6 protein-coding genes are annotated in these 6607 nt (G+C 73.6%); 5 read left to right on the forward strand and 1 reads right to left on the reverse strand.

The window, feature by feature from the left end:
• Positions 1-13: 13 nt before the first annotated feature.
• Complete coding sequence (locus GTQ99_RS17940) at positions 14-1360, reverse strand: Gfo/Idh/MocA family oxidoreductase (protein ID WP_166617092.1); 1347 nt, start codon at positions 1358-1360, stop codon at positions 14-16.
• Between the two features lie 265 nt (positions 1361-1625).
• Here GTQ99_RS17940 and GTQ99_RS17945 point away from each other — a divergent pair, with 265 nt between their 5' ends.
• The 5 genes from GTQ99_RS17945 to GTQ99_RS17965 all read left to right on the forward strand — a co-directional run.
• Positions 1626-2984, forward strand: coding sequence for an ABC transporter substrate-binding protein (locus tag GTQ99_RS17945; RefSeq protein ID WP_166617093.1), 1359 nt, complete (start codon positions 1626-1628; stop codon positions 2982-2984).
• Between the two features lie 73 nt (positions 2985-3057).
• On the forward strand, positions 3058-4026 hold the full coding sequence (locus GTQ99_RS17950; RefSeq protein ID WP_166617094.1) for a carbohydrate ABC transporter permease: 969 nt from the start codon (positions 3058-3060) through the stop codon (positions 4024-4026).
• Positions 4026-4928 carry a carbohydrate ABC transporter permease gene (locus tag GTQ99_RS17955; RefSeq protein ID WP_166617095.1) on the forward strand — a complete coding sequence of 301 codons (903 nt, stop codon included), beginning with the start codon at positions 4026-4028 and terminating at the stop codon, positions 4926-4928. The genes GTQ99_RS17950 and GTQ99_RS17955 overlap by 1 nt, the downstream gene beginning before the upstream one ends.
• Complete coding sequence (locus tag GTQ99_RS17960; RefSeq protein ID WP_166617096.1) at positions 4925-5617, forward strand: hypothetical protein; 693 nt, start codon at positions 4925-4927, stop codon at positions 5615-5617. The genes GTQ99_RS17955 and GTQ99_RS17960 overlap by 4 nt, the downstream gene beginning before the upstream one ends.
• The coding region (locus GTQ99_RS17965) for a Gfo/Idh/MocA family oxidoreductase (RefSeq protein ID WP_166617097.1) at positions 5614-6607 on the forward strand (994 nt) is incomplete at its 3' end. The genes GTQ99_RS17960 and GTQ99_RS17965, both read left to right, overlap by 4 nt.

The following is a 6607-nucleotide window of genomic DNA, read 5'->3' on the forward strand; positions in this document are numbered from 1 at the left end:
GCGGGGCGGCCCGTCACAGGGCCAGGACGTCGTCAGCCCGCACGGGCAGCCCGGTCTCGAAGGAGCGGTTGGCCGCCAGGCCGGTGAGCAGGGAGCGCGCCCCGTCCAGCTGGGTGGAGGCGCGGCCGAGGGGGTCGGGCCCGGCGGGCTCGCCGAAGATGTCGGCCAGCATGCGCTCGTCGCCGCCGCCGTGGCCGGCGCCCGTGGTGTCGGGCAGCTCCAGCTCGACCGGCTGCTCCCACAGCCGGCGCAGCAGCAGCCGGGTGCCGGCGCCGGAGTCGGCGGCGTGCCCGTCGACGCCGTGCAGCGCCTCGCCGGGCGCCCGGCTCGCGGTGACCGGGTCGACGAACGCGTTCTCGACGACGTCCAGCTCCAGGCGGCCCCCGCTGCCGTTGAACACCACGTGGTAGCCCTCCCAGGGGGAGTAGGCGGTGAGGTGGTAGCTCATCGTCGCGCCGTTGCGGTAGCGGACGGCCACGCACATGTCGTCCTCGATCGTGACGCCGGGGGCGAAGACGTTCTGGTCGCGGTGGTAGCCGTCCTCGTGCTCGGCGTCGAGGTAGAGCGCCGTGAGGTTGGGCGAGGAGTCCAGCTGCAGGGCGAAGGGGTCGTCGGCCGCCTCGGGGGCGCCGTGCGCGCGCTCGTAGTCGCGGGCCAGCCCGCGCCGGGCGCCGTTCTCGTCGCCGTAGAAGAAGAGCCGGCCCAGGCCGAAGACCGTCTCCGGCGAGGAGGCGATCCACCAGTTGACGAGGTCGAAGTGGTGGGTGGCCTTGTGGACCATGAGGCCGCCGGAGCTGGCCTTGTCGCGGTGCCAGCGCCGGAAGTAGTCGGCGCCGTGGCGGGTGTCGAGCAGCCACTCGAAGTGCACGGAGCCGATCTCGCCGATGGCGCCGGAGGCGATGACCTCGCGGACCTTGGCGTGGGCGGGGTTGTAGCGGTAGTTGAAGGTGACGGTGACCTTGCGGCCCGAGGCCTCCTGGGCCTCCAGGATGCGCCGGCAGCGCTCCGCGTCGATCGTCATGGGCTTCTCGGTGACGACGTCGCAGCCGGCCCGCAGCGCAGCGACGATGTACTCGTCGTGGGTGCTGTCCACCGTCGTGACGACCACGGCGTCCACCCGCTGCTCGGTGAGCATCCTGGTGAAGTCCGCGGCCGCGTAGGTGGGGACCGGGTCGTGGTCGTGCTCGTCGCGCAGGGCCTTGTTGTGCGCGTCCATGCGGGTCTGGTTGGCGTCGCAGAACGCCACCAGCTCGTTGCGGTCGGCGTGCGTGCGCGCCAGCGCGCGGACGTACATCTGGGCCCGCCCGCCGAGGCCGACGACGGCGTAGCGGGTGCGGGCGGGCGACGTGGGGCCGGGCATGGGACTCCTCCGCGAGTCGGGTGCAGCACCGGGTGAGCGTCGCTGCAAACCTTTGCGACCAAGTCAGCTCCCTCGGGCCGCCACCTGTCAAGGGACGCGGCCGCGCGGGTCCGGTCCCGGCGCCGCCTGGGCACCCGTCGGCTGAAAACGTTTGTGACAACGTGCGGGAAAGCGCTTGACGCACCGGCCGCGGTGTGCCGCAATGGGGCGAGCCGGGAGGCAGCGCCGCCGCCGCCGGGCCCGTCACCGATCGAAGGAGATCACGATGACCACCCCCACCGGGCGCCCCGCGGCCCGCCTCGCCGTCCCCGGTCGCCGGTCCTTCCTCGCCGGCGCGCTCGGCGCCTCGATGCTCGGCCTGGCCGCGTGCGGCGGCGACGAGGAGAGCGCGTCCGCGGGCGGCTCCGCGGCCGGCGCCGGCCCCGAGACCACCGAGCCCGTCGTCCTCACCGTCGCCTGGTGGGGCGGCCCGGCCCGCGCCGAGAACACCCAGAAGGTCCTCGACCTCTACACCGCGGCCCACCCCAACGTCACGTTCAAGACCCAGTGGCAGGGCTACAGCGGCTACTACGACAAGATCAACACCTCGGCGGCCGGCCGCAACGCCCCGGACATCATCCAGATCGACAACCGGGCCCTGCGCGAGTACGCCAACAAGAGCGTCATCGCCGACCTCACCCCCTGGGTGGGCGGAACGCTGAAGACCGACCAGATCGACGCCAAGCTCATCGACACCGGCAAGGTCGACGACAAGCTCTACGCGATGCCGCTGGCCTCCAACACCCAGGCGCTCGCCGTCGACGCCACCGTGCTGCAGCCGCTGAACCTGCTGCCGGCCGAGGCGGGCTGGGCCGATTGGGACGAGTTCGCCGCCTGGGCCACCGAGGTCACCACGGCGACGGGCGGCCTGTGGGGCACCCGCGACGAGAGCGCGAACCTCAACTGGCTGGAGTACTGGCTGCGCCAGGGCGGCAAGGCCCTCTACGACGGGCAGGCCCTGGGCTTCGGCGAGGCCGAGCTGACGGAGTGGTTCACGATGTGGGACGAGCTGCGCGCCAGCAAGGGCGCCTCGCCCGCCGAGGTGAGCCAGCCCGCCAACGCCGGCGACATCTCCAAGAACACCGTCGCCACCCAGCAGACGGTCGCCACCTTCTCCTACGACAACCAGCTCACCGAGCTGGCCAAGGCCACCGACCACCAGCTCCAGCTCGCGCCGCTGCCCGGTGACCTCTCCGGCGCCTACGCCCGTCCCTCGCAGTTCTTCACCGCCTACGCGCGCGGCAAGAACATCCCCACGGCCGTCGACGTCATCAACTTCTTCGACAACGACCCCGAGGCCGGTGCCGCCCTCGGCACCGAGCGCGGCCTGCCGCCCAACAGCGCCGTCCGCGACGCCATCAGCCCCGCCTTCGACGAGCAGCTCAAGTACGTCGTGGCCTTCGACGAGCGGGTGACCGCCAGCGCCGGCGACACCCCGCCGGTGCCCGCGCAGGGCGACTCGCAGATCGGGCAGCTGCTCACCTCCGCCGCCGAGAACGTCGCCTTCGGGCGCGCGGAGATCGCGGACGCGGCCGCCGAGTTCGTGTCCCAGGCCACCTCCGCCCTCGAGCGCGCCGGCAGCTGAGCCCAGCGCCGCGAGCCCCGCGATGACCGTCCCGACGAGGCCTCCGACGAAGCACACGGACAGGAGCGTCACCATGGCCGACACGGCCCACCGCCCACCGCGCGTGGCAGCGCGCCGCAGCACCGCAGACCGGTCGCGGGGCGGCAGCCCCCGCCGCCGGCGCGAGGCGGTCGCGGGCTACACGTTCCTGCTGCCGTGGTTCATCGGCCTCTTCGGGATCACCCTGTTCCCGATGCTGTACTCGCTCTACCTGAGCTTCACCGACTACGACCTGCTGCAGTCCCCGCAGTGGATCGGGCTCGAGAACTACGTGCGGATGCTCACCGACGACCCGCAGTACTGGAACTCGGTCAAGGCGACGCTGCTGTTCGCGGTGGTCTCGGTGCCGCTGAAGCTGGCCGTCGCCCTCGGCGTCGCGCTGCTGCTCTACCGCGACCGCCGCGGTGTCGGCCTCTACCGGGCGCTGTTCTACGTGCCGTCGCTGCTGGGCGGCAGCGTGGCCATCGCCATCGTCTGGCAGACGCTGTTCGGCGGCCAGGGCGCGCTCAACGAGATCCTCGGCCTCGTCGGGATCGAGGGGCGCAGCTGGATCACCAACCCCTCGACGGCGCTGGGCACCCTGGTGCTGCTGGCGGCCTGGCAGTTCGGGGCGCCGATGGTCATCTTCCTGGCGGGGCTCAAGCAGATCCCCGCGGAGATGTTCGAGGCCGGTGCCCTCGACGGCGCCGGCCGGTTCAAGCAGTTCTGGCACATCACCCTGCCCATGCTGTCCCCGGTGCTCTTCTTCAACCTCGTGCTGGAGACCATCGCCGGGTTCCAGGGGTTCACGGCCGCGTTCGTCATCAGCGGCGGCACCGGTGGCCCCGCCGACTCGACGCTGCTCTACACGCTCTACCTGTACCTGCGCGGTTTCGGCGACTTCCAGATGGGCTACGCCTCGGCGATGGCCTGGGGCTTCCTGCTCGTGCTGGGGATCATCACCGCCATCGTGTTCCGCAGCGGCTCGCTGTGGGTCCACTACGCCGACGAGGGGGAGCACTGATGACCACCGCTCCGAGCACGCTGGCCTCCGCGCCGATCGCGCCGCAGGCACCGACGCGCGGGCGCCCGGCGCGCGGCCGCGGCGGGATCGTCGCGCACGTCGTCCTGGTGGCCCTGCTCGTCGTCGCGCTGTACCCGATCGTCTACATGGTCGGGACGTCGTTCAAGTCGCCGCAGGAGATCTCCAACAACCTCGACGTCCTGCCCGAGTCGTTCACCCCGGGGAACTACGCCGACGGCTGGTCGGGGATCCCCGGCGTCAGCTTCGCCCGCTTCTTCGCCAACAGCGTCGTCGTCTCCGTCGGCGTCGTCGTCGGCAACGTCCTCTCCTGCGCGCTCGCCGCCTACGCCTTCGCCCGGCTGCGCTTCCCGCTGCGCGGGGTGTGGTTCGCCCTGATGATCGGCACGCTGCTGCTGCCGCACCACGTGCTCGTCGTGCCCCAGTACGTCCTCTTCAACGCCCTGGGCTGGGTCAACACCCCGCTGCCGCTCATCGTCCCCAAGTTCCTGGCGACGGACGCGTTCTTCGTCTTCCTCATGGTCCAGTTCATGCGCGGCATCCCGCGCACGCTGGACGAGGCCGCCGCCATCGACGGCTGCGGGCCCTTCGCCACGTTCTTCCGGATCGTGCTCCCGCTGACCAAGCCGGCCCTGGTCACGACGACGGTCTTCTCGTTCATCCAGACCTGGAACGACTTCTTCTCCCAGCTGGTCTACCTCAACGACATCGCCAAGTACACGCTGCCCATCGGCCTGCGCCTCTTCCTGGACTCCTCCGGCCAGAACGCCGTCGGCCCGATGTTCGCGATGTCCGTCCTGAGCCTGGTGCCGGTCTTCCTCTTCTTCCTGGTCTTCCAGCGCCTCATCGTCGAGGGCATCAACACCAGCGGGATCAAGGGGTGAGCGCCCCGGTGGTGGCGGCCCCCCGTCCCCGGCGCCGGCGCGCCCCCGAGGACACCGGGTCCGGCAGGGGCTGGAAGGAGCAGGTGCGGCGCATCTCGGAGCTGTGCCTGCTCGGGCTCGTCGCGGCCCTGCTCGCGGTGTGCGTCCTGCCGCTGGGCGCCGTCGTCGCGACGCTGTCGCGGGCGGTGGGGCACTGGGCCGACGCCGACGAGCTGCCGCCGTGGTCGCAGACCGCCCGCGAGTTCGGGCGCCGCTTCCTGCCCGGCTGCCTCGTCAGCGCCCTGGCCGTCCTCGCCGGCCTGGTGCTCGTGCTCCAGCAGGACCTGCTGCGCTCGGGCGCCGTCCCCGGCGGCGACCTCGCCGCGGGCGCGCTGCTGCTCGTCAGCGCCGTCCTGCTCGCCGCCGTCCTGCTGGGCGTCCCGCAGCTGGCCGACGGCCCGCGCGGGCGCGGCTGGCGCTCGGCGGCGGCCGGCGGCTGGCTGGCGCTGCGCCGCGCCCCCCTCGCCGGCGCGGCCGCCCTGGCCGTCACGGCCGTGGCGGTCCTGCTGAGCGTGCTGCTGCCCGGCGTCTTCCTCGTGCTGCCGGCGCTGTGGGTGCTGTCCCTGCACGCCGTGCACCGCCGCCTCGTGCTCCCGCACCTGCCCCCGGCCCCGCCGGCCGGCGCCGCGGCGGACGGGCCGGGGCGGTGAGCCTGCCGCGCGTCCTGCTCGTGGGGGCGCACGGGCACGGGCGCGGCCACCTGCAGCGGCTGCGCCGCCTCGCCGACGCCGGCCGCCTGGAGCTGGGCGGCGTCTGTGACACCACCGCGCCCGACGAGGAGCTGACGGCGCTGTCCGGCGCGGCCCCGTGGACCGACGACCTCGACGAGGCGCTGCGCCGCGTGCGCCCCGACGTCGTCGTCGTCGTCACCCCCATCCCCACCCACGCCCCGATCGCGCTGGCCGCGCTGGCGGCCGGGGCCGACCTGCTGCTGGAGAAGCCGCCGACGGCCACGTGGGCGGAGCACCGGCAGCTGCAGGAGGCCGCCGCCGCCGCGGGCCGCCACGTGCAGGTCGGCTTCCAGAGCCTGGGCTCCGCCGCCCTGCCGGCCGTGGCCGCCGACGTCGCCGCGGGCCGGCTGGGGACGCTGCGCGGCATCGGCGCCACCGGCACCTGGCAGCGCGCCAGCGGCTACTGGAGCCGCGCGCCCTGGGCGGGGCGGCGCACCCTCGGGGGCCGGCCCGTCGTCGACGGCGCCCTCACCAACCCCTTCGCGCACGCCGTGGCCACCGCGCTGCGCCTGGACGGCAGCGAGGACGCCGCCTCCCTGGGCTCCGTGGAGCTGGAGCTGCACCGGGCCAACCCGATCGAGGCGGACGACACCTCCTGCCTGCGGCTGCGGACCTCGCGCGGCACGACGATCGTCGTCGCCGTCACCCTGTGCGCGGCCACCGCGCGCGAGCCCGCCGTCACCCTGCACGGCAGCCGCGGCAGCGCCACCCTGCGCTACACCCGCGACGAGGTGACCTGGTCGACCCCGGAGGGGACGGTCGTCGAGCAGCACACCCGCCGCGACCTGCTGGAGGACCTGCTGGCGCACCGCGAGGACCCCGCGGCGGGCGCCCTGCTGGTGCCGCTGGAGCGCACCGAGGCCTTCACCGCCGTCCTGGAGGCCGTCCGCACCGCGCCCGACCCCCGCC

Origin of the sequence: Kineococcus vitellinus (assembly GCF_009906315.1) — a bacterium.
Taxonomy (GTDB): domain Bacteria; phylum Actinomycetota; class Actinomycetes; order Actinomycetales; family Kineococcaceae; genus Kineococcus; species Kineococcus vitellinus.

Coding starts and splice junctions, on each gene's coding strand:
- GTQ99_RS17945 (WP_166617093.1), top strand. CDS start 1,626: ATGACCACCCCCACCGGGCGCCCCGCGGCCCGCCTCGCCGTCCCCGGT.
- GTQ99_RS17940 (WP_166617092.1), bottom strand. CDS start 1,360: ATGCCCGGCCCCACGTCGCCCGCCCGCACCCGCTACGCCGTCGTCGGC.
- GTQ99_RS17950 (WP_166617094.1), top strand. CDS start 3,058: ATGGCCGACACGGCCCACCGCCCACCGCGCGTGGCAGCGCGCCGCAGC.
- GTQ99_RS17955 (WP_166617095.1), top strand. CDS start 4,026: ATGACCACCGCTCCGAGCACGCTGGCCTCCGCGCCGATCGCGCCGCAG.